We start from the raw sequence: 26,132 nt of genomic DNA, 5'->3' as shown, positions 1-26,132 counted from the left end.
GTCCTGATGACAACTGTCATCAGGACCCTTTGTTACATAACTTAAATACTTTTGTCAGGTGATAAAAAAGTCGTGAAACCACCACAAATTTTCATTACCACTTCCTCAATATACCGAATGTCGCATATAACGTGCTTAAATGATCCATTTTCACCCAAGCCGGATAAAGGATTAGAAAATAATATCAATAGCCTCTAGCTCATCTTGCTCCTGTTCGGATTGCCCGTTCAGGGAAATATCCTTGAGCAGCACCGAAGGCTGTTCGCCAATTTGGGTGATGATCACGAGCAGGTCCTGAGCGAAATTGTCGATCAGATTGCGCGTAAACAACTTGGTGGCATATTCAAACTGCCCATTCATACCCTCATCCAGCAACGAAATGATCAAGGTAAGGTCAAATTGGGAAACCGTATGCGTTTCTGGATAAGATTCGATCTGGATATCCCCGAAGCTTTGAACGTTATCTTCCTTCGTTTCCACTGCAAACATGACATCAAATACAGGATTGCGGCTTTGATCGCGCGGCACCTGCAGCTTTTTCACAAGTTCTTCAAACGGATAATCCTGGTGGTCGTAGGCCCCCAGCATCGTTTCTTTGACTTCGTTCAAGTAATCGAGGAACGTCTTCTCCCCGGATGGATAATGGCGGATCGCCAACGTGTTGACAAACATTCCGATGAGTGGCTCCAGGTCGGCATGTGTGCGGCCCGAAACCGGTGTGCCTACAATGAAGTCTTCTTGTCCCGAGTACTTGCTGAGCAGGATAGAATAGGCCGCCGATAACACCATATATAGGGTAGCACCGTTCTCATCGGCAATACGCTGCAAGCTGTCGGTCATCTGCTTGTCGATACTGAAAGGCAGCACATCTCCCTCAAAGCTGCGAACGACGGGTCTGACAAAGTCCGTAGGCAGCTCAAGCGTTGGCAGTTCACCTTCTAGCATGTCCAGCCAGTAAGCTTCCTGACTTTTCAGCCGTTTTTTTACAGGTTCGGACTGCTGCCAAGCGGCGAATTCCTTGTATTGAATCCGAAGCGGTTCCAACGTCTCACCGTTATACAGGCGCAGCAGCTCTTCGATGAAGATACCCATCGACATGCCATCCGTGACGATATGATGAATGTCCAGCATAAGCAGATGACGTTCCGCTTCCCATTCAACTAAGCCCACACGCAGCAGCGGTGGCCGCTCCAAATCAAAGACACGTACAAAGGCATCTGCAATGCTTTTTGTTTCACTTTCCGGCGCTTTTGTATACTCGACGGAAAAATCCAAATCCGAATAAACCCGTTGTACCGGTTCGCCGTCGACCATCTCGAAGCCAGTTCGCAAAACTTCGTGACGAGCGATTAATCCTTGGAGCGCCGCCTCGAATTGATTCCGCTCCAAGCGCCCGACGAGAACCGTCATGCCGGACATGTTGTAGCTAAGCTCGGCACCTTCCATCTGCTGCTGGATGTACAGCCGTTTTTGCACAGAGGAAAGCGGATAATACTCCCTTTTATCCAGAACCGGAATGGAGAAGAATTCCTGCTGCTCCAATCGGCTAATCACTTCTGCCATCGCTTCAATAGTCGAGTACCGGAATACATCGCGCAGTGGCAGGTCCACGTGCAGCTCCTTGTGCACCTTACTGACCAGCGTTGTCGCCCGCAGCGAGTGACCCCCGAGGTCGAAGAAGTTGTCTGTCACACCAATCGTAACTGACCCAAGCACGTCCTGCCAGATGGATACCAGTTTCGTCTCCAGATCCGTGCGCGGCCCCACGTATTCGCGCCCTGCACTTGCTCCCTCTTCCGGCGCCGGCAGCGCTTTCCGGTCGATTTTCCCGTTTGGTGTCAGAGGTAAATGCTCCAGCTCCACGAAGTACGATGGGATCATGTAACCCGGCAGCTCGCTGGAGATCGCTCGTTTCAGGTCGGCCGCCGTCAGTTCGCTTTCCGTTGTGTAGTACGCGCACAGCGCCTTTTGCCCGTTCGCATCACTTCGAACCAGCACCACCGCTTCGCGTATACCTACCACCCGCAGCAGCTGTGACTCAATCTCACCCGTCTCGATCCGGTAGCCCCGGATTTTCGCTTGATTGTCGATCCGGCCGATGAAATCCACGTTGCCGTCCTCCATCCACCGTGCCAAATCTCCCGTGCGATACAACCGCTCACCCGCGGTGAAAGGGCTGTCTACAAACTTCTCTTCCGTCAGCGCCGGACGGTTCAAGTACCCGCGCGCCACACCGACTCCGCCGATAACCAATTCGCCCAGCACGCCGACTGGAACAGGATTCAGATGTGCATCCACGATATAGAACTTCGCATTCAACCACGCTTTGCCAATTGGCACATGGCCAGTCTGCGGCAGTTTCGCCAACTCCTCGTCATAGAAACTGGAGTCAATTGCCGCTTCCGTCACACCGTAGGCGTTAATAATGCGGAACGATGAGCCAAACCGTTCCTGCAAGGTCCGGTAATCTGCCACACTGCAGCTGTCCGAGCTTGTGATCAACAGCTCCATCCTGCTCAACTCCAGCCCTTGCTCATGCACGTATTCCATAAACGGTACGATCAGCGCCGGCGTTGATTCAAAGATCGTCACTTGCTCCCGCTCTATCCAGTAGTGCAGACGAGACGGATCGATCCGGTCGTCTTTCGGTACAATGACCATGCTGCCTCCGTTGTACAATGTCCGCGCGATATCGCCCACGAACACGTCAAACGAGAAGCTGGCGAGCTGCAGCAGTCGCACCTGGAACTGATCCAACCGATATTCTCGTCGGTAACCCGCTGCCGTGTTTACCAGGCTGCGGTGCTCAATCATCACACCCTTGGGCTTGCCCGTCGTTCCGGACGTGTAGATGACATACGCCAAATCCTCCGGACGGGCTTCATGGAAGCTGTCCATACCGACAACATCATTTGGATGAATCTCGCCACCACCGTTCACAGCCCCCGTTAGCTTGCCGTTAACTCGATCGGGAGCACTGTTGGAACCTTGGCCAAAGTCCATTGGCACATTGCTTCGTTCCTCGCTGTATGACGTTTCGTCGTCGAGATACAGCACCTTCGCCAGTGCCAGTTCCTCTTCACCGAGCCAGGCTTCGGCACGCTCTCGCAGCTGCGTTTGCGTCAGCAGTACCTTCGCTGCGCTGTCTTCGAGCATAAACCGCACGCGGTCCGCCGGATAATCCGGATCAAGCGGTACATACGCCCCTCCCGCTTTCCAGACGGCCATCACGGCCACCAACAAATCGACCGAACGCTCGGCGAGAATGCCAACAATCTCCTCCCGGCCAATGCCGCTTCCGCGCAGCGTAGCCGCCAAGCGGTTAGCCCGTACGTTCAGCTCCGCATACGTCAATCGATCGTTCTCGTATACGACGGCTTCCGCTTCCGGCGTATGTTCCGCCTGTTCCTCGAACAGCCGGTGGAACGCGGTCGCAGGAGCCACTTCCGGCTGCCCCGGGTTAAACGCGCCGACAATTTCTTCTTTTTCCGCCGCCGTTAAAATATTCAACTCGGCAATCGTCGCTGACGGGTTGGAGAGAATGGATTCAAGCAACTGCAAGTAGTGTGCAGCCAACTTCTCCACCGTTTCCGTTTTATATAGAGCCGTGGCGTATTCAAAAAGATATTCCAAGCCATCCTCAATCTCCGTGACGTCCAAGCTGAGATCAAATTTGGAAACAATTTCTTCGCTGGCATACGTCGACAGATGCAGTCCCGGAAGCTGTATTTCGACATTTTCTGTATTCTGCAAAGCAAACATCGTATCAAACAGCGGATTTCGGCTTAAATCACGAGCTACGTTTACCTTATCCACCAGTTCCTCAAACGGATAATTCTGATGTTCAAAAGCACCCAGCGTTGTCTCCTTGATTTCCTTCAAGTAGTCAAGGAACGTCTTACCGGCAGCCGGGTAACTGCGAATGGCCAATGTATTAACGAACATCCCGATCAGCGGTTGAACGTCGCTGTGATTTCTGCCCGCAATCGGCGTACCTACCACCACGTCTTCCTGACCTGAATATTTATGCAGAAGCACGTTATACGCTGCAAGCAGAACCATGTAAAGCGTTGCGCCGTTCTCAGCTGCAAGCCGTTTCAGACCTTCGCTTTTCTCAATATTCATAAACAATTGCAGCGTGCGGCCCTCATAGCTCTGCATAGCCGGGCGCGGATAGTCCGTCGGCATTTCGAGAACTGGCAGTTCTCCGCGGAACATGTCGTGCCAGTAGGCTTCCTGCTTGGCTAGCTGAGCTTTCTGGTTATCCGATTGCTGCCATACTGCATAATCTTTGTACTGAATGCGGAGTGGCTTGAGCGGCTCCCCGCTGTACAAATGCACAAACTCTTCGATCAGTACGTCCATTGAAACGCCGTCCGATACGATATGATGTGTATCAAACATCAGAATGTGTCGGTCCGGCGCGAGTTCGGCAATGCCCACCCGCAGAAGTGGCGGCTTTGCCAGATCAAACGCACGAACGAATTGGCTCACCGTTTCTTCCGCCTGCTCCCCGTTGATCTGCACATATTCCACCTGGAAGGTGACTTCTTCGTAAATCCGCTGAACCCCTTCGCCCTCAACCATCTCAAAGCCGGTACGCAGCGTTTCATGACGAGCTACAAGCCCGCGGAATGCTTCTTCAAACCGCTGCCGGTCGAGCTGCCCTTCGAGTAACATAGCTCCCGGTATGTTGTAGCTCAGCTCGCCTCCTTCCAGCTGGTTCAAGATGTAGAGACGTTTCTGAGCAGAAGAGAGCGGATAGTACTCGCTAGGTTCCGCAGCCGGAATAGCCGTAAACGAGCCGATCTCCAACTGCTCCATAGCCACAGCCATTTCCTCAACTGTCGAGTAGCGGAATACGTCGCGAAGCGGGAATTGGGCGCCGAGCTCCTTATGCATTTTACTGACAAGTGTTGTCGCCCGCAGGGAGTGTCCTCCGAGGTCGAAGAAGTTGTCCATTACGCCTACCGCCTTCTCCCGAACAAGCACTTCCTGCCAAATGGCGGCCAGTTTTGCCTCCAGTTCGGTGCGCGGCGCCACGTATTCGCGGCCTCCGCCTGCTCCCCCTTCCGGCGCTGGCAGCGCCTTCCGGTCAATTTTCCCATTCGGCGTTAGAGGCAATTGCTCCAGTTCGACGAAATACGACGGAATCATGTATCCCGGTAGCTCGCTGGAGATCGCCCGTTTCAAATCTGCCGCCGTCAAGCCTTTTTCCAATGTATAATAAGCGCACAACGCTTTCTGCCCCTCTTGATCTTCCCTGACAACAACGACCGTTTCCTTCACGCCATCTACACTCAGCAGCTTTGCTTCGACTTCGCCCGTCTCGATCCGGTAACCCCGGATTTTCGCCTGGTTATCGATCCGGCCGATGAAGCCCACGTTTCCGTCCTCCATCCACCGTGCCAAGTCTCCCGTGCGATACAACCGCTCACCTACGATAAACGGACTATCTACAAACTTCTCTTCCGTCAGCTCTGGACGGTTCAAGTACCCGCGTGCCACACCCACTCCGCCGATAACCAATTCGCCCAGCACGCCGACTGGAACAGGATTCAGATGTGCATCCACGATGTAAAACTTCGCATTTAACCACGCTTTGCCAATTGGCACATGGCCTGTTTGCGGCAGCTTCGCCAACTCCTCGTCATAGAAACTGGAGTCGATCGCCGCTTCTGTCACGCCGTAGGCGTTGATAATGCGGAACGACGAACCAAACCGTTCCTGCAAGGTTCGGTATTCCGCCACACTGCAACTGTCTGAGCTTGTAATCAACAGCTCCATACCGCTTAACTCTAGCCCCTGCTCATGCACATGCTCCATGAACGGCACGATCAGTGCCGGTGTTGATTCAAAGATCGTCACTTGCTCCCGCTCTATCCAGTAGTGCAGACGAGACGGATCGACCCGGTCGTCCTTCGGTACAATGACCATGGTACCACCGTTGTATAACGTCCGCGCAATGTCGCCCACGAACACGTCAAACGAAAAGCTGGCGAGCTGCAACAGCCTTACCGGGAACTGATCCAACCGGTATTCCCGTCGGTAGCCCGCTGCCGTGTTCACCAGGCTGCGGTGCTCGATCATCACGCCTTTTGGCTTGCCCGTCGTTCCAGACGTGTAGATGACGTACGCCAGATCCTCCGGACGGGCTTCATGGAAGCTACCCATACCGACAACATCAACATCATTTGGGTGACTCTCATTACGGTCGTTCACAGCACCCGTCAGCTCGCCGGAGACCAGACCTGAAACCATGCTGGAGCCCATCGGGGCATTTACCCGATCTTCGCTGTATGACGTTTCGTCGTCGAGATACAGCACCGTCTCCAGTGCCAATTCCTCTTCGCCGAGCCAGGATTCGGCGCGCTCTCGCAGCAGCGTTTGTGTCAGTAGCACCTTCGCTCCGCTGTCTTCCAGCATGAACCGCACGCGGTCCGCCGGATAATCCGGGTCAAGAGGTACATACGCCCCTCCCGCTTTCCAGACGGCCATCACGGCCACCAGCAAATCGACCGAACGCTCGGCGAGAATACCAACGATCGTCTCCCGACCGATGCCGCTTGCACGCAGTGTTGCCGACAGGCGGTTCGCCCGCTCGTTCAGCTCCGCATACGTCAGCCGATCGTTCTCGTATACGACGGCTTCCGCTTCCGGCGTGTGTTCCGCCTGTTCCTCGAACAGGCGATGGAAGGCGCCAACAGGAGCCACTTCCGGCTGCACCGGATTAAACACGCCTACAATTTCTTCTTTTTCCGCCGCCGTCAAAAGCTCTAACTCATGTACACGAACATTCGGATTAGCCGCAACCTGCTCCAATGCACGGGCAAAATGACCGTGGATCTGCCTGATGTCATGCTCTCTGAATGTCAGTGCATTGTACGTAAACCGCAGCAAAATATGCTCTTCCGGAATGACGGTAATGTCCAGGTCGTAGTTCGTTTGTTCCGGCGATTGGATATTAGCGATTTTCAGCGCTTCTTGTCCTCCGCCGACAACTTGCTCAATCTGTTCTTCCATCGGATAATTTTCAAAGACCATAATATGGTTGATCAAGTCACGCTTTTGCTCGCTCAGCGACTGAATTTCGAACAGCGGGAATGTTTCGTAAGCTCCCGATGCCAGCGCTTGATCCTGGGTTTTTCTCAAAATATCGGCTACCGTCTCCTCGGCTTTACCTTGAATACGGACCGGGATCGTATTAATAAACAGGCCAATCATGCTTTCAATGCCCGGAATTTCCGCCGGACGGCCGGATACAACGGAACCGAATACAACATCCTCGCTGTTGTTGTATATCTGTAAGACCAGTCCCCATACAGTCTGCATAAATGTGTTGAGTGTCACCTGCTGCTGGCGTGCCACACGCTCAATCTGCCCAGTCAGTCCTTTGCTGAGTTCCACATCGATCTCAGCCATTTCAAAAGCATGCTGTTTCAGCTGCGTTCTCTCCTGCGGCAGCTTGGTCTGCTGATCGTAACCCGCCAAATACTCAGACCAGTAACCCGAAGCTTTCGCTACATCTTGAGCTTCCAGCCATTCGATATATCGGGAGTACGAGGTAACCGGTGGGAGCTCTGGCGCTCGCTTCTCCTGAAACGCAAAGTAAGTGTCGAACACTTCCTTGATCATGAAGGACATGCACCAGCCATCCATCAAAATGTGATGATGACTCCAAATCACATGGTAGGACTCGTCGCCTGTGCGCAAAACGGTCACACGCATAAGAGAGTCTTGGGCCAAATCGAACTTGTTCGCCTTATCCGCGCTGACAAAATCGGCTATCGTCTTCTCAGGGTGTTCATCTCTTGCCGTGCGAATATCTTCAAAATACACTTCACACTTCCGCTCGCGAAATACCACTTGAATCGGCTCGTCTCTCCAGCCGGTAATAAAGTTGGTCCGCAGCGCCTCATTCCGCTGCACCAGCGTATCCAACCCTCGGGTGAAGGCTTCCACATTCAGACTTCCGTACAGATCGAAGGTTACCTGTTCGAAGTAAGCTTCCGAATCGGCATCCAGCAAGCTGTGGAACAACATCCCTTTTTGCAGCGGAGTCAGGGTGTATACATTCTCCAGTTCGCCGAGTGCCGCCGTATGTTCGGACAGCTGCTCCAGTTCCTCCACCGTCACATCTTGAAGCAGTACATCACTAGGGGTAAGCTCCGGCCGCTCTTTCGATACGCAATGGCTGATGACTTCACGCAAACTCGATTGAAGCAGGGTGCCCAAACGCTCAACCGTTTCCCGTTGATACTGGGTTTCTCCATAACGGATCGTGAGTTCCAACACGCCTTCCGACACCATACCATTGATATCTAGGACATAATCCATCACAGCATTTGGGCTTGAATCGGAGCCCGGGCTGAACGGAGAAGGCTGGGAGCTACTGCTTTCGTAATCCTGGTCGAACTGACCCAAATAGTTAAAACTGATCTCCGGCTCCAAAACGAAGCGTTCTCCGTCACACGGCGCCGACAAATAACGCTGGATGCCGTAGCCGATTCCTTTGTTCGGAATGCGGCGCAAGTTTTCTTTCACCTGTTTCACCTGATGACCGAGTGCCTGAGCGTGACCTGGCTCCAGAACAACAGGGAATTGGCTTGTAAACCAACCTACCGTGCGCGTAATGTCCACATCTGGCAAAACTTCTTCCCGGCCGTGGCCTTCGAGATTCACCAGCACGCGTTTCTGGCCGCTCCAAGCTTGTACTGAGAGGCCCAGCGCAGCAAGCAGCAAATCGTTCATTTCCGTATGGTAAGCACGATGAGCCCGCTTCAGCAGCTGTTCAGTTTCGTCCGCCGCCCATCGAACGGTTACGAGCCCGCTGTCCTTCAGTTTGGATCTGCCTTGATCAAAATCTTTTGGAAGCGGCTCATAGACCAATTGCTCGATAAACTGCCAATACGCTCTCTCGCTTTCCATCGCCGGCCCGTTCGCATAATCAGCGAGCTGTTTCGCCCACGTTTGGAATGAATCCGTTTTGAGCGGCAGACGGATCGGCTGCCCTTGCAGCGCCTGCTCATAGGCGGCAGCAAAATCCTCAAGCAGAATCCGCCAGGATACGCCGTCTACGATCAAGTGATGGATTGCGATGAGCAGATGGTCGCCATCGTTGCAGCGGAACAAACCAAGCTTCACCAGCGGACCGTTTTCCAGATCGATGCTCGCTTGAATATCATTTGCCTTAGCCTCTACCGCTTTTTTCACGTCGCGGGCTCCCTTGAAATCGACAACCTCCAGATCGAACAGCACTTCGCTCTCCCCAGCGCCGCGGTTCCATGCGGTATAACCATTCTCGGTTTGACGATAAACCGTACGAAGAGCATCGTGATGCACGATAAGCTGACGCACCGCTTGGCGTAAAGCTTTTTCATCAAAGCCTTGCTTGGAGAACTGCATGAGTGCCTGATTGCTATGATGCACATCGGCCGGATTTTGTTCAAAGAACCAGCGCTGAATCGGGGTCAGGATAACCTCTCCCGTCACTTCGGCCTGGCTTGCCGTTCTCTCCGCTGTTTGCAACCGCAAACTAAGGGCGGAAATCGTCGGGTAATGGAATAAATCTTTCATGACCAGCTTATACCCCGACTGCAATAGACGAGAAGATACCTGTAAAGCTTTAATTGAATCCCCACCAAGCGCAAAGAAATTATCCATGGTGCCCACCTGATCCACGCCTAACACTGACTGCCAGACCAAAGCGAGTGCTTGCTCGGCAGGAGTACGCGGCGCCGTGTATGCAACCTCGGCACGAATGCTTCCTTCTGGCACAGGCAATGCTTTACGGTCAATCTTGCCGTTCGGTGTAAGCGGCAATTGATCGAGAAGCATGATGCGCGAAGGCACCATATGAGAAGGCAGTACGGCGTCCAGATGGGCCACAAGTCCTTCCAGATTGAAGCTGGAATCCACTACGACATATCCGCACAGATATTTCTGCCCTTGCTCGTCCGTCCGGTCGATGACTAGCGCTTGCCGCACCTCGGCAACATTTTTCATGGCCGCTTCAATCTCACCAAGCTCAATCCGGTAACCACGAATTTTCACCTGATTGTCAATTCGGCCGATGAATTCTACGTTGCCGTCAGGCATCCAGCGTGCCAGATCACCCGTCCGGTACAACCGCTCCTCAGCGGTGAACGGGCTATCAACGAATTTCTCCGCCGTTAAACCCGGGCGGTTCAAGTAACCGCGCGCCACTCCCGCTCCGCCGATAACCAGCTCGCCGAGCACCCCGATCGGCACTGGCTTCAGATTTGCATCCACGATGTAGAATCTGGCGTTAAGCCACGCTTTCCCGATTGGCACGCTGCCCGTCTTCGGCAACTTCTCCAGCGGCTCGTCATAGAAGCTGGAGTCAATCGCCGCTTCAGTTACGCCGTAGCTGTTAATAATACGGAACTGCGAGCCAAAGCGCTCCTGCAAGGTACGATAATCCGCTACACTGCAGGCATCCGAGCTTGTGATCAGCAGCTGCATCGAGCTGAGGTCCAGACCCTCGGTATACACATGCTCCATGAACGGCACAACCAGCGCAGGAGTTGATTCGAACACTGTCACGGCGTAGTCGCGAATCCAGCCATAGAGGCGGGTTGGATCAATCCGGTCTTCCTTCGGCACAATGACCATAGTTCCACCGTTGTACAGCGTCCGTGCAATGTCACCAACGAACACGTCAAACGAGAAACTGGCAAGTTGCAGCAGCCGGATCGGGAACTGATCCAGACGGTAGCCCCGCCGGTAGCCCGCCGCCGTGTTCACCAAGCTGCCGTGTTCCACTGCCACGCCCTTCGGACGGCCCGTCGTACCGGAGGTGTAGATGACATAAGCCAGATCGCCCGGCTTGTTCACATTTGCCGGATTTGATACGAGATCCGCCGCTTGTACGTTCTGCGCAGCTTCTGCCGTGACGGACGTTTCGGCTGCAGCCGTCGCCTCTCGCGCCAAAGCCTCCGCCTCCGCGCCCGCTTCGCCCAAAGCTTGTACGCCTACAGCCGTTTCCGCCGTTCCGAGGCTGTACGCCGCGGCGTCATCAAGTGCAAGCACCGCTTGCAGCGTTAAAGCTCCGTTGCAGCGCCAAGTTTCCGCCTGCTCCAACAGGCAGGTCTGGGTAAGCAGCACCGACGCCCCGCTATCCGCAAGCATATATTCTATCCGCTCCGCTGGATAGTCGGGGTCAAGCGGTACATAAGCACCGCCAGCTTTCCATACGGCGAGCACCCCGATCAACAGCTCGGCTGAACGGCCGGCCAGAATGCCGACCACCTGTTCCGGTTTCACCCCACGTGCCCGCAGTACATACGCCAGACGATTCGCTTTGGCATTCAGCTCCGCATATGTCAGCTTGCTGTCTTCGTATACAACCGCTAGCGCTCCCGGAGCGCGTTTCGCCTGCTCCTCGAACAGCTCGTGGAACGTTCTCTCTCTCCATGACTCATCCGCTTCCAGACCTGTACCCTCTGCGGCGGGTTGCTTCACAAGAGCCGAAGACGACACGTCAAACCCGACCAATAAATTATCCTTTTCGCTGTCCGTCAATATATCCAAATCCGAAATCCGCGCACCCGGCTGAGCCAGGATCGACGCCAAAAGCTGCTCGTAATGACCCGCCAGCCGTTCCATCGTTTCCTGTCTAAACAACGAGGTAGCGTACTCGATCTTGCAAACCAACTCGTTACCCTCTTCCACGATATCCAAGCTAAGATCAAACTTTGCCGTCTTTTCCTCGATGTCAAACAGCGACCACTGCAAGCCTTCAAGAATTAAATCCAGGCTTTCGTGCTTTTGCAAAGAAAACATGGTGTCAAACAGCGGATTCCGGCTTAAATCCCGGCTCACCTGAAGAGCTTCTACCAGCTCCTCAAACGGATAATCCTGGTGCTCGTAGGCTCCAAGTGTCGTTTCCTTCACTTCCTGCAAGTAATCCATGAACGTCCGCTCTGCCGTCGGACCCAAGCGAAGGGCCAGCGTATTGACAAACATGCCGATAATCGGCTGCAAGTCGGCGTGAGAACGAGCGGCAATCGGAGTGCCGACTACGATATCTTCCTGTCCCGCGTATTTATGAAGCAATACGGAGTACGCAGCCAGCAGAATCATGTACAACGTTGCCCCCGAATCGCTGGCAAGCTGTTTGAGAGCTTCGCCTTTCTCCGCATCTAGCGTAAACGTGAGCGTTTGACCGTCAAACTGCTGAACGGCTGGACGGGAGTAGTCAAGAGGCAGCTCAAGAACCGGAAGCTCGGAGCTGAATACCCCGCGCCAGTATTCCTCCTGTCGTTTGATGCGTTGACGCTGTTCCTCGGATTGCTGCCAAACGGCGTAATCCTTGTATTGAATCCGCAGCTCCGGCAGCTCTTCCCCATTGTATAGCCGCACGAATTCACGCAGCAGTACATCCATGGAAAGACCATCGGAAGCAATGTGATGCATATCCAGCGCAAGCAGGAATTTTTCTTTCTCCAATTCGATCAGCAGGGCGCGCAGCAAAGGCGGCTGGGTCAAGTCAAAAGGCTGGATGAAGCCTTCAAGAATGGCTGCAACCTGATCCTCGCTTGCTCGAATCTTCTCGACCTTGCAAGCGACGAGCGGATGAATACGCTGAACCGGCTCCCCATTCACGATTTCAAAACCGGTGCGCAGCATATCGTGCCGGGCCATCAAAGTAGTCAGCACATCTTCTACTTTGGCCTCGTTCAAATCCCCCTCCAATTGTAGAGCGCTTGGGAGGTTATAATTCAGCTCCAAGCTATCCAGCTGATGCAGGACGTACAGCCTTTTTTGTGCAGAGGAAACCGGATAGTATGCTTTCTCTTCCGCTACTGGAATCGTGCTGTGCTCTGATTCTTCCAAGCTGGCAATAGCCCCAGCCATCGATTCTACCGTCATATAGCGGAACACATCGCGCAGCGGAAGTTCAACGTTCATTTCCTTCCGAATCTTGCTGACAAGGTTTGTTGCCCGCAAGGAATGTCCTCCGAGTTCGAAGAAATTGTCCAGGATTCCAATGCCCGAGTAACCCAGCACTTCCTCCCAGATTTTCACAAGCTGGGACTCCGTAAGGTTACGAGGGGCTACGTATTCGACACCCGTTTGCAGGCCGCCTTGCGGCTCCGGCAGTGCTTTGCGGTCCACTTTCCCGTTGGACGTCAGCGGCATGCGTTCCAGCTGCACGAAGTACGACGGGATCATGTATCCCGGCATTCCCTGGGCCAGCGAGGTTCTCATTTCGCTAACCGTCAGCGTCCGGTCCGCCACAAAGTAGGCAACCAGCGCCTTCTCGCCCCCGTTATCCTGACGGGCGAGCACCACCGCTTCTTCCACACCTTCCACGTTCAGAAGCTGCGTCTCAATTTCGTCCAGCTCGATCCGGTACCCGCGGATTTTGACCTGATGATCGATCCGGCCGAGGTATTCGATGTTGCCGTCCGGCAGCCAGGCCGCCAAGTCGCCTGAGCGATACAGTTTTTCCCCCTCCGCAAACGGGGAATCAACGAACTTTTCCGCCGTCAAATCCGGGCGATTCAAGTATCCTCTCGCCAGGCCCTCTCCGGCTACGTACATTTCGCCTGCTACGCCGATCGGAACAGGACGACGGTTTTCATCCAGGACGTACACGCTCAGCGTCGGGATCGGCTTGCCGATATTACTCTTCGCCGCCTCCATCTCGATCCATGTAATTTCCTTATACGTCACGTGAACCGTCGTTTCGGTAATACCGTACATATTGATCAGCTTTGTCTCCGGGTACTTTGTCTTGAAACCCTTGAGCAACAGCGGGCTGAGCGCTTCGCCGCCGAAGATGACGTTGCGAATCCGCAGATCGTACGGATGGTCCGCTAAAACCTCACGCAGCAGTTGATAGAAATATGTTGGGGTCTGGTTCAAAATCGTGACCCGTTCGCGGCTCAACAGTGCCAGGAATTCGGCCGGATTTTTCGCCGTGAGCGGCGGTACGATAACCAGCCTTCCTCCATTCAGAAGTGCTCCGTACATCTCCCAGACGGAGAAATCGAAGCAGAACGAGTGGAATAACGTCCATGTGTCGGACGTCCCAAAGTCAAACAGGTTCTTGTCGTTGAACAAAAGGCGCACGACGTTTTTATGCTCAATCAACGTTCCTTTGGGTTTGCCGGTCGTTCCCGATGTGTAGATGACATAAGCCAAGTTACCCGGGCCGGAAATCGGCTCCAGATTCGAAGCGTCCAGCTCACCAGCGAATTCCGCCCCTTTGTCGCCCCAAACGAAATCGTCCAATTCGAGGCGCTTTCCTGCGAAGTTGGTCTTCTCATGCAAATGCTTTTGAATCAGCAATAACGGCGCACCCGAATCCTCAATCATGAAGCGGATGCGTTCCTCGGGGTAGTCGGGATCGACAGGCACGTAGGCTCCGCCAGCTTTGAGAATCGCCAGAATGCCGACGACCATATCAAGCGAACGTTCGGCCAGAATCGTTACCAACTGATCCGCTTCGACTCCTGTCTCTCTCAGCTTACGTGCAAGGCGGTTGGATCGCTCGTTCAGTTCGTGGTAGGTCAACTGCCGTTCATTCATGACGACGGCCACGTTATCCGGGTAAAGCTTCACCTGCTCTTCGAACAAGCCATGAATCGTCTGCTGACGCGGGTAGTCTGCCTCCGAATCATTAAAACCGCGCACCAGTTCACGGATTTCCTGCTCCGTTAGCATTTCCAGCGAAGCAATATCCCCTTCCGGCGCTGTTACGATAGTTTCGAGCAGCTTGTCGTAATGTCTGGCGAACCGCTCCGCGGTCTCCTGCTTATACAAAGCCGTAGCGTACTCCAACCGGCATTCGAGCTGACCATCCAGCTCCGAAATGTCCAGAAGCAACTCGAACTTGGACGTTCGGTTTTCCAACGGATAAAACGATTGCTCCAGCCCCTCGATGACAATTTGCTCATTCTCCGTATTTTGCAGGGAAAAGAACGTATCAAAGAGCGGATTCCGGCCAGTCGCGCGCGAAATGTGAAGGCTTTCCAACACATCTTCGAACAAATAATTTTGGTGTTCAAACGCCCCGAGTGTGATTTCCTTCATTTCTTCCAGATACTTTAGGTACGGCTTGGAACGCTCCGGATGGCTGCGAATAGCCAGCGTGTTGATAAACATCCCTACGATCGGCTGCACTTCTTCTTGCGTTCTTCCGGCAATCGGCGTTCCCACGATCAGATCTTCCTGACCCGAATATTTATGCATAAGGATCGAGTAAGCAGACAACAGCACCATGTACAGGGTCGTACCCGTCCGTGCGGCCAGTTCTTTCAGCTTCTCCGTCCGCTCTTTCCCAATATCAAACTTTACGGTCCGGCCATCAAAACTTTGCACCGCAGGCCGCGGGAAGTCTGTTGGCAGTTCTAATACAGGCAGCTCGCCCGACAGCTGTTCCAGCCAGTACTCCTTCTGCGGCTGGACCAACTGCCCGTAGGGTTCGGAATGCTGCCAAACGGCATAATCTTTGTATTGAATATGCAACGGAGCCAGCTCCTCACCCCGATACAGGCGGCTGAACTCGTCGAAAAGCAATGCTGTCGAGATACCATCCGAAACGATATGGTGCATATCGAACAGCAGAATGTGGCGATCCTTGGCGACTTCGATCAGACCAATGCGAAGAAGTGGCGGCTTGGTCAGATCAAACGGGTGATAGTATGCTTCGACCACTTGGTCCACTTCTCCCTCGCTCACCTGGAAATAATCTACGGCAAACTCCACCTCGTCATAGATGTGCTGCACAAGCTCGCCTTGAACCTGCTCGATCCCGGTACGCAGTGTCTCATGGCGCTGAATCAGCTCACGGAACGCGTACTCTACGCGCGTGCGGTCCAGCTTGCCTTCGAGAAGAAGCGCCGCCGACATATTGTAGCTACGCTCGGCCGCGTCAAGCTGGCGCAGGACGTACAGACGCTTTTGCTCGGATGAAACCGGATAATACTCGGCCTCTGCCGCCTTTGTAATCTCATACGTCTCCTGCTGCTTTAAACCGCTGATTCTTTGGGCGAGCTGTTCGATCGTGGTGTAGCGGAAAACGTCCCGCAGCGGAACCTCGACTTGCAGCTCTTTTCGAATCTTGGAAACAAGCGCGGAGGCCCGCAAGGAATGACCACCCAGGTCAAAGAAATCGTCATGGACTCCAACTCGCGCAATACCCAGCACCTGCTGCCAAATAAGAGCAAGTCTTGTTTCCAGTGTTGTGCGAGGAGCCATATACTCACGGCCCGCTTCTACCTCTCCGGTCGGTTCAGGCAGCGCTTTACGGTCAATCTTGCCGTTCGGTGTGAGCGGAAGCTGATCAAGAGACACCAGCCGGGCCGGAACCATATGTGCCGGTAGCTCTTGCTTCAATTGGGACAGCAGTTCACTCAGCTGCAGGGAAGCATCCCCTGCCACGTAGCCGCACAGATACTTTTGCCCCTGCTCATCCGTACGGTCGGTCACTACAGCCTGCTTGACGTCCGGAAGACGCAACAGGGCCGTTTCGATTTCGCCGAGTTCGATCCGGAACCCGCGAATTTTCACCTGATAGTCGATCCGGCCAATGAAGTCAACGTTGCCGTCTTCCAGCCAGCGGGCCAGGTCTCCTGTCCGATACAGACGTTCGCCAGACACAAACGGGCTGTCTGCAAACTTATCGGCGGTCAGATCCGGACGGTTCCAATACCCGCGCGCTACCCCGGCGCCGCCGATGACAAGTTCACCCGGGACCCCTACAGGAACCGGCTTTAACGCAGCATCGACAATGTAAAACCGGGCGTTCAACCAAGCTTTGCCGATCGGCACATGACCCGACGATGGGAGCTTGTCCAGCGGCTCATCGTAAAAGCTGCTGTCAATCGCCGCTTCGGTAACGCCATAGCTGTTGATGATGCGGAATTGTCCGCCGAATCTTTCCTGCAGCAATCGGTAATCGGTGACACTGCAAGCATCCGAGCTGGTAATCAGCAACTGCATGGAGCTGACGTCCAGCCCTTCTTCATAAATATGCTGCATGAACGGTAGGATGAGCGCAGGTGTCGATTCAAATACCGTAATGTTTTGCTGCCGAATCCAGCCGTATAAGCGGTTCGGATCAATCCGGTCATCCTTTGGCACAATTACCATCGTTCCTCCGTTATATAGCGTCCGCGCGATGTCTCCAACGAACACGTCAAACGAGAAGCTGGCCAGTTGCAGCAGGCGCACCGGGAACTGATCCAATCGGTACTCACGGCGGTACGCATCCGCCGTATTCATGAGACTACCATGCTCGATCATGACGCCTTTTGGGCGTCCCGTCGTACCCGAGGTGTAAATCACATAAGCCAAGTCTTGCGGGGCACTGTCCGCAGATTCAAATTCCACGGCTGAGGTATCCCCGTTATACATCTGTTCATCGTCCATCGCATAGACAGCTTGAAGCTTCAGCCGGCCATCGGCCAACCAACCTCCGGCCCCCTCCATCAGATGACGCTGCGTAAGCAGCACCGATGCTTCGCTATCGCTGAGCATGTACTCAATCCGCTCCGCCGGATAATCGGGGTCCAGCGGTACATAAGCTCCGCCGGCTTTCCATACGGCGAGCACACCGACCAGCAGTTCCACCGAGCGCTCCGCCCAGATCCCCGTAATTGTCTCCCTTCCCACGCCCTGTTCACGAAGGAGCGAAGCCAGCCGCTCGGCGCGTTTGTTCAATTCGCCGTAGGTCAGCTTTTTGTCCATGTAAACAACTGCCGGGTGATCCGGAATGTCTCGTGCAAACTTTTCGACATACCGGTGAAACGCTATTCCCTCGCTCAGTGCTGCCACCGGCGGGTTAAACACATCCAGAATTCGGCGTCTCTCCTCATCGCCCAGTAGAGAAATCTCGCGTACCCGCAGTTCGGGAGTCTCAAGAAACTGGTCCAAAACGGTTACATACTGTTCCATAATGCGATCAATCTCGGTCGTCTCGAACAGGCCGGTACGATAGGAAGCATGGAGAATGACATGACCTTCATTCAGCATATGGTCGAAGCGCAGCAGTAAATCATCCATCTCGTGCCTAGCAAAGTGAGCCTCCAGACGTACCTTGATTTCTTCGTACTCCACTATTTTTAAAGGCAGATATTCCAGAGACGTGCGGAACAGCTCCGAAAGATCGTTGCGGCCGTGTTGTTCGCGTAAATCCTGGATCAATTGGTTATAAGGATATTTCTGATGCCGCAGATCCGCCGTATTTTCCTTGGAAACCGTTTGGATCAAGGAAAGCACGGACCCATCTGGATTCAGACTAATCCGCGTAGCCACGGTGCTGACGAACATACCGATCGTTTCTTTTTCCTTCTTGCTGGTGCGATTGGCAAAAACCGTTCCGACCGGCACATCGGTGCTGTCGGTCAGCTTGTACAATAAGACGTACATGGCGGACAAAAATAACGTATATAAACTGACCTGATATTGTTCGCTAAAAGCCAGAATGCGGTCGTAGCGGGAAGCATCCAAAGTGATGGAACGTTTATTCGATTCGCTGCCAATCGAGAATGGCGGAACCGATTTAATGCCGCTCGTTTCAGGCAAAGTGTTGTACTTGGTCAGCCAATATTCCTTGCCTTTTTGATAACGCTGCGATTGCTCATACTCACGCTCAGTTGAAATATAATCCAGATAGGAAGGGGCCTGGTAACTGCTGAAGATGCCTTTGCGCAGTTCGAGGTATTTTTCCATCACCGCATGCAGCAAAGCAGTGACGGACAAGCCATCGGCGATGATATGATTTATAGTCAAATTAAGCCATACTTGGCCGTTCGCAAAATGGATCATCGTAAATTGGTAGAGGTGTTCGTCGAACACGCTGGCCGGTTTTTCGGTTACTTCTTTCACCCAAGCATAGAATTGTTCGGTCGTGCCTATTTCGAGGTGGCTTATCCTGGCTTGGACATTCTCTGGCTCTTCGAACCACTGCGTTGGATTTTGCAAATCCCCGCTAATGCGGATTCGGAAAGCGTCATAGGTTTTGACAATCTCTGCTGCCGCTTGCTCAAGTAGCTTGGTGTCGATCTCGCCCGTAATCTGGTAGGTCGCGGAAAGCATCGTGATGGATGTGCCCGGATTCATAATTTCCATGAACCATATCCGGCGCTGGGCTTGCGTTAATCCATATTGCTTGTTCGTATTCTCTCTCACATCGACACACTCCCGTATTAGAGATTGTTTGTAGATAGGCTTTATACCTGAATATCAGAAGGAAACCGCCCGCCGTAAAGCGGGTCTATCCGTACAGCCGTGCGTAATAACCTCCGAGCGCCAGCAGGTCCTGATGGCGGCCCCGTTCCACGACCGTTCCTTGATTCATGACCGTAATCAAATCCGCATTTTCCACAGTGCTGAGACGATGCGCAATCAAAATGGTGGTGCGTCCCTTCATCAATACGTTCAGAGCTTGCTGTACCCAATGCTGGGATTCGTTATCCAATGCAGAAGTCGCTTCGTCCAGCAGGAGAATCGGAGCATTTTTGAGAATCGCCCGGGCGATCGCAATTCGCTGCCTTTGTCCGCCTGACAACGACGCTCCCCTCTCTCCCACCGGCGTTTTATACTGTTCAGGAAGTTCCTGAATGAAATGGTGAGCGTACGCCGCTTTGGCCGCTTCAACCACTTCTTCATCCGTTGCACCCGGGTTTCCATAGCGGATGTTTTCCTCAATCGTGCCGGTAAACAAAAACGGCTCCTGCGGAACATATGCAATCTGCCTGCGGATTTCGTCCAGCGTATAATGGCCGAACGGTTTGCCCTGGAGCAGGATATCTCCGCTATCCACAGGATAAAAGCCGAGCAACAGCTTGATCAGTGTACTTTTGCCGCTGCCGCTTGCTCCTACGATCGCAGCAACCTGACCAGGAAACACTTGCATGGACATGTCCACAAGTACCTTTTTATCCGCCTGATAGGAAAATTCCACATCGCGAAACTCCACCGCAGCCTCCGATACAAGCTCGCTACGAGAAGATCCCAGACGCTCCGGTTCCTCTTCCTCGCCTAGTACCTCTTGAATCCGGTGAGCACCCGCGAGCGAATTTTGGGTCATCGACAGAACCATCCCCAAGTTCAACAAGGCGTGCGTCAGATTCACTTGCAAAACTGCCAGAGCGGCGACGCTTCCCATTCCCATCATTCCGTAGGCATAAAGAAGACTGCCGATGACGATGATGCCGCAGAACGTGACGTAGCTGATAAAATGGTTCACCGCAGCCTGCATACCGTTCTTTTTCGCCGTTTGCCGAAGCGTTTGCGTCATTTGTTCGTTCAACGCCTCGTACTGGCCGTAAATCGTGCGGATGCGGAACAGCTTCACAATTTGAATGCCGCCCATAAAATCTTTGAATTTTTCGGTCATTTTACCGAGCGTTTGCAAGCCTTGTTCGGACAAAGCGCGGATATCCCGTGCAAATTTCAAGCTGACCAGAGAGGACAGCAGCAGAATGACGAAGGATACGCCAGCAAACCGCCAATCGATCACCACCATGGAGACAATGGAGCCGATGCAAAAGACAACTTGAAGCAGCAAAACGAAGTAAACCTGCGAGAAAGTAAACTCAACGGTCGTTACGTCGTTATTCACCCGCGACAGCAAGTCCCCATGGTGCGTCTGCTCCAGGAATCTCGGCCGCACCCGGCACAGCTTGTCATAAAGACGTTTGCGGATATTCAGCACAGTCAGCTCGACACTGCGCTGGTATAAGTAAATGAACCAGGGAGAAATTATATTTTCCAGGAACAAGGCCGCGCCCAAAATAATAAAAGCTTCCACCATCAGGGACGTATCTCTGGACACGGCGAAATCAACCAAGTTATGTACGACCAAGCTGAAGGCGATCAGAAACAATGTCTGGGTGAGCGCCGTTACAGCAAGGCCAATCGCGTACTGGGTTTTGCGCTTGCGGTTCATAAACGTCAGCAAGTAGCCGAGTTCTTTCACTTGCGATAGCCTTCCGCCCTTTTTCATGTGTACGACACCTCCCTGCGTTCGGCAGACTCGGTAAATTCCTGGTAGTACGACTGGGCGTACAGTCCCTTCCTCTCGAGCAATTGTTCATGAGTGCCCTTTTCGACAATATTTCCTTGTTCCATAACCCAGATTTCATCGGCGTTTTGTACCGTAGAAAGCCGGTGGGCAATAACCATGGTCGTTCTCTGCTTCATCAATATGCCCAGCGCTTCCTGAACCGCGCTTTCCGACTCCGGATCAAGAGCCGATGTGGGCTCGTCCAGCAGCAGAACGGGAGCATCTTTCAGAAAAGCCCGGGCCATTGCAATGCGCTGGCGTTGCCCACCGGACAAAAAGCCGCCGCGCTCTCCGACATACGTCTGGTAGCCACCCTCAAGCTGCATAATGAAAGAATGAGCCTGAGCGGCTTTGGCGGCTTCGATAATCTCGTCCATCGACGCTTCTTCCCGCCCATAGCCGATATTTTCGGCGATTGTACCGCTAAACAAATATGAATCTTGGGTTACCACGGAAAAATGCGACCGAAGCTGCTCCGGATCTGCACCGTGGATCAGGCTTCCAAACACGCGGATCTCGCCCTGATCCTCCGGAAGCGGATAAAAGCCGCATACCAGCTTAAACACCGTACTCTTCCCTCCGCCGCTCGCTCCGACAAGCGCAATCGTCTTGCCTTCCGGCACCGAGAAGCTAACATTCCGCAGAATCGGGGAACTCTCTTCATACCCGAAGGTTACGTTCTGAAACTGGATGGGGGCGGCGTTTGCTTTTGGAAGCAAACGGCCATTTTCCGTTTCGGTCGGCTGCTCGACGATTTCGGAGACCCTTCTCAGGGCACCGCTCATTTCGAACGTGCGCGTAATGAGCTCGGGAATATGCTCCAGCGGCTCCAGACACAGATTAAGCAAGTACAGGAAGGCAATCAGTTCTCCCGCGCCTAGCTGCCCGTTGTAGATCAAATAGCTACCGTAACTGACGGCGAAAATGATCGGGCTGATCATCAGCGTAGAAAGCAGCGGGTTGACCCAAGCTTCCCGCTTTTTCACGGCTAGCTTTTTTTGAGCCGTCAATTGCAGCAACACTTGGTAGGAGCGAGATAACATACCGGATAATAGGTAGCTTTTTACAATAGGCATCCCTCCAAGTGTATCCTGGAGGTTGACGTTCATTCGGCCCATGTTCGCCTGGGCTTCCTCCGTCAACTGTTCCAACTGCTTGCCGATCCATTGGGAAACCAGCAGTGCTATGGGAAATAACAGCAGGCTGTACAGCATCAGCTCCCATTGGAGATACATCAAATAAGCGAAACAGCCGATAAACAATAACGGATGATAAAACCACTGGGCGAGGTCCCGAATCATAAATTGCTGGATGAGCTGCAGATCGTTGTTGATCCGCGACAACACGTCGCCGGAGTGTTGTTTTTCCAAATAGGGGACCGGAAGTTTGCCGATATGACGCATGACATGGTTGCGGATATCCTGCACCGCAGAGGCACTGCTTCGCTCCACACCAAAGCTCATGAAAAACTTCGCTGGCACACCGATCAAGATGACCACAAAGACCGTGTATACGATTTGCAGAACGATTGGCCCCGCCCCATTCTCGGCCTGTGTGGTCAGCTGCTCGACCAAACGTCCCGTCCATATCTCAATAACCGCGGCGGCAATTGCAGACAGGATACCGACGATCATCCATCCTTTGTGACGGCTTACATAGGACATCAGCCAGCGGAACGCTTTCCAGGTGGCATATGCAGTTCGACGCTTGGAAGGCGCAGCTGTGCCTTGTTCTTGAACAAACGTCTGCCGGTCAGTTCCCATGCAGGACCCCGGCCTCCGCTTCGATCTGCCGCTTAATTTGCACTAAGATGTCACGGATGACAACGGCCGTTTCGTCCACGCGCGCGAGTTCCAGTAACTCCTCGTGTGCGCCCTCCAGCCGGTAATCGGCGTAAGCTTGCGTCGTTGCCCTCTGCCAGGACGGCAACTGGTGCTCCAGGCGGAACGCTTCGCTGTCCTTCGCAATCAGTTCGTAAATCCGGGCAGTTATCGTTCCTGAATTAATAAGCTGCGATTCGTACGTCAAAGTAGCTTTGATCTTCCGATAAACACGCTCCCGCACGAGCGAATTGCTCATTAATTCCTTCTCTTCTTCGTCGAAATCCGCAAGCATTTCTTCAAGCTCTTTCTCAAACGTTTCATAAGGCGTGAGTGTGTCCTTAATCCACGAGTCCACCATGAGCACGTCCGTTACGGAATACCCTCTTCTTTCCATCGTTTTGGCTACCTCAAACGTCAGGTTGCCTCCGAAGCAGTAGCCCAGTAGCACGTAAGGTCCTTCCGGCTGGATGCGAACAATCTCATCCACATAACGGTTCAGCATGGCCTCGTAATCGATGACATCGTCGATAAAATCAATGCCGTAAAGCACGAATCGGCCGTCTAGCCTGCTTGCAAGCTCTCGGTAACCAATGCCGAAGCCGCTGCCTGGAGGGAAGCAGAACACGTTTAGATCCCCTGTTTTATTCAGCTTAATGAAGGAGTCTCCCCCTTTATCCAGACCCAGATCCTCCTCTCCAAAAGCCATGGCTTCAACGGTTACACTATGGAATTGGCGATTCAGCGGTATCTCGATGCCCGTTTCATCGTAAACGGCTTGAACAAGCCTCATCAGACTTAAGGAATTGCCGCCCAGCTCAAAAAAATTATCCTTTACGCCGACCTGTGGAATGCCAAGTGTATCCTGCCAGACACGGACGATCTTCATCTCGAGCAGCGTTCTCGGCGCAACATATTTCGCTCCTCTGGCCGCAGCTTCCTCCGGCACTGGCAGCGCTTTGCGGTCGATTTTTCCGTTCGCGGTCAGCGGCATCTGCGAAAGCTGCACAAGATGCGCAGGAATCATATACCCCGGAAGCTGCTTGGCGAGCTGCTCCTTGAGTTCATTCGCCGCCAGCTTTGTTTCCGCGACGTAATAAGCAACAAGTTGCTTATGGCCGTTCGCGTCGTCCCGGGCGAGTACAACCGCTTCTTCCACACCCCGGGCGTTCAGAAGCTGCGTCTCGATTTCGTCCAGCTCGATCCGGTACCCGCGAATTTTGACCTGATGGTCAATTCGGCCCAGGTATTCGATGTTGCCGTCCGGCAACCAGGCCGCCAAGTCGCCTGAGCGGTACAGTTTCTCCCCCTCCGCAAACGGGGAATCAACGAACTTCTCCGCCGTCAGATCCGGACGGTTCAGGTATCCTCTCGCCAGCCCTTCCCCGGCTACGTACATTTCGCCCGCTACGCCAATCGGCACTGGGCGACGGTTTTCATCCAGGACGTAAACCCTCAGCGTTGGGATCGGCTTGCCGATATTGCTCTTCGCCGCCTCCATTTCGACCCACGTAATTTCCTTATACGTCACGTGAACCGTCGTTTCGGTAATGCCGTACATATTGATCAGCTTTGTCTCCGGGTACTTTGTCTTGAAACCCTTGAGTAAAAGTGGACTGAGCGCTTCGCCGCCAAAAATGACGTTGCGAATCCGCAGATCGTATGGATGATCCGCCAAGACCTTACGCAGCAGCTGATAAAAGTACGTTGGCGTCTGGTTCAAAATCGTGACCTGTTCGCGGCCCAGCAGCGCCAGGAAATCGGCCGGATTTTTCGCCGTGAGCGGCGGTACGATGACCAGCTTGCCTCCATAAAGCAGCGCTCCGTACATTTCCCAGACGGAGAAATCGAAGCAGAACGAGTGGAACAGCGTCCACGTGTCGAACCGCCCGAAGTCGAACAAGTTCTTGTCGTTAAACAAAAGACGCACAACGTTTTTATGCTCGATCAACGTGCCTTTTGGTTTGCCGGTCGTTCCCGACGTGTAGATGACATATGCCAGGTTCCCCGACCCGGAAATTGGCTCCAGATTCGAAGCGTCCAGCGCACCTTCCGAGTCCGCCCCACTGTCTCCTCCCCAAACGAAATCATCTATTTCAAGGCGCGTTCCTGCGAAGTCGGTCTTCTCATGCAAATGCTTTTGAATCAGCAATAACGGCGCACCCGAATCCTCGATCATGAAGCGGATGCGCTCCTCCGGGTAGTCGGGATCGACAGGCACGTAGGCTCCGCCCGATTTGAGAATCGCCAGTATGCCGACAACCATATTGAGTGAGCGTTCGGCCAGAATCGCTACTAGCTGGTCCGCTTCAACTCCCGCCTCCCTCAGCTTGCGCGCAAGACGGTTGGATCGCTCGTTAAGCTCGCGGTAGGTCAGCTGCCGTTCGTTCATGACAACAGCCACATTGTCCGGGTAAAGCTCCACCTGTTCTTCAAACAAACCGTGAATCGTTTTCCCCCGCTCAAACCCGGTTTCGGTATCATTAAATCGATTCAGCAACGTCTCCCTCTCGTCCGGGGAAAGCACATCGGCTTGTCCAAGCTCCAAATCCGGCTGAAATACAAGCATGGACAGAAACCGAACAAGGTGGTCGGCCGCCTGTTCCACAAATGCCCGCTCGTATCGATTCCCGTCAAAGCTTATTTCCAGCTCGATAGAGTCGTTTTGGCGGTCGAATCGAAAAACCGTATCGGCCGCCACCCGGTTACCCAGCGGTTCAGGATGAATCGGGGCGAAGGATGCAACAGTGTTGACGACTGGAACGCCTTCCCCTGTATAGTCCAGATGGAGCGGCTCCACCATTTTCCGAAAAGGCAGATGCTGATGCTCCAGCGCCCCGCCGATGGAGGCTTTGATGTCCCCGAGCAGCGTTTTCAGCGTAGTCTGGTTGCTTACGGGCGTTTTGATCACCAGGATGTCATGCGGCGGCTGAGTCACGTCCGGGTTCCCGCTATAAGAAGGCATGCCGACCAGTACTTGATCCTGCCCGGTATATTTGAACAGCAGGCTTTTTACTCCTGCCAAAACAATCATGTACAAAGCCAGATCCGAACCATTGGCGAGGCGAATAATTCTCTCCGAGAGCTCACTCGGCAGGGTACGGTGAAGCAAGCCCGGCTCTGCCGCAGCTTCGCCACCCGCAGATAATTTGGAGGATTGACTGTAGGGAAGGAAGCTCAGGCTGTCATCGTCGTCAAACTTGCTGCTCCAGTACCGTTCTTCCTTTTCAAATAAAGATTTCATTCGTACCTCCCCTAAAAATGAAGTG

4 protein-coding genes are annotated in these 26,132 nt (G+C 53.5%); all 4 read right to left on the bottom strand.

Annotated elements, in window-relative coordinates; genetic code table 11:
* Nucleotides 1–171: 171 nt before the first annotated feature.
* Nucleotides 172–19,164: a non-ribosomal peptide synthase/polyketide synthase gene (locus IFU39_RS25930; protein WP_192135695.1), complete on the bottom strand. Its 18,993-nt coding sequence runs from the start codon at nt 19,162–19,164 to the stop codon at nt 172–174.
* An 85-nt stretch (nt 19,165–19,249) separates the two neighbouring features.
* Entirely contained in the window at nt 19,250–20,983 is a 1,734-nt protein-coding gene (locus tag IFU39_RS25925; RefSeq protein WP_192135693.1) for an ABC transporter ATP-binding protein, read from the bottom strand.
* The gene (locus tag IFU39_RS25920; protein ID WP_192135691.1) at nt 20,980–22,806 is read right to left on the bottom strand and encodes an ABC transporter ATP-binding protein; all 1,827 of its coding nucleotides are present in this window, start codon (nt 22,804–22,806) and stop codon (nt 20,980–20,982) included. The genes IFU39_RS25925 and IFU39_RS25920 overlap by 4 nt, the downstream gene beginning before the upstream one ends.
* Nucleotides 22,796–26,107 (bottom strand): non-ribosomal peptide synthetase, encoded by a 3,312-nt coding sequence (locus IFU39_RS25915; RefSeq protein ID WP_192135689.1) that lies wholly within the window; start codon nt 26,105–26,107, stop codon nt 22,796–22,798. The genes IFU39_RS25920 and IFU39_RS25915 overlap by 11 nt, the downstream gene beginning before the upstream one ends.
* Between the last annotated feature and the right edge of the window lie 25 nt (nt 26,108–26,132).

The sequence above is a fragment of the Paenibacillus sp. CFBP 13594 genome (genome assembly GCF_014842675.1).
In the GTDB taxonomy this organism is placed as follows: Bacteria; Bacillota; Bacilli; order Paenibacillales; family Paenibacillaceae; genus Paenibacillus; species Paenibacillus amylolyticus_B.
This window is presented reverse-complemented; position numbering and strand designations above follow the sequence as displayed.